This window comes from Pantoea sp. SIMBA_079, assembly GCF_046940275.1.
Lineage (GTDB): Bacteria > Pseudomonadota > Gammaproteobacteria > Enterobacterales > Enterobacteriaceae > Pantoea > Pantoea borealis.
The window spans coordinates 1-250 of record NZ_JAWRYR010000664.1 but is presented as its reverse complement, the minus strand read 5'-3'; the positions used below and the strand labels follow the sequence as shown (position 1 = coordinate 250).

The 250-nt window shown below is 66.4% G+C and carries 1 protein-coding gene; it reads left to right on the top strand.

Annotation, left to right across the window (positions count from 1 at the left end):
- Positions 1-250, top strand: a 250-nt coding sequence (locus tag SB719_RS21610; RefSeq protein ID WP_412159953.1) for a DUF2895 family protein, incomplete at both ends; no start/stop codon positions are given.

Sequence of the window (250 nt, the reverse complement as noted above, 5' to 3'; positions counted from 1 at the left end):
CTGCGCTCCGGCAGCACTCGCAAATGGTGGGATGTACCGCCGGAAAACATCTACGCCTTCGCGCTGTACATCTTCGGCCAGCTCAACCGCTGGCCCACCGACGGCGAGGTCGACTACCACCGCGCCATCTTTGCCCTGCAGCCCTACCTGACGCCCGCGTGCAAGACCTTCTTCGACGGCGACTTCGAGTACCGCAAGGCTGCCGGCGAACTGCGCGGCCGGGTGCGCGGCGTATACGAGGTGCTGGGCC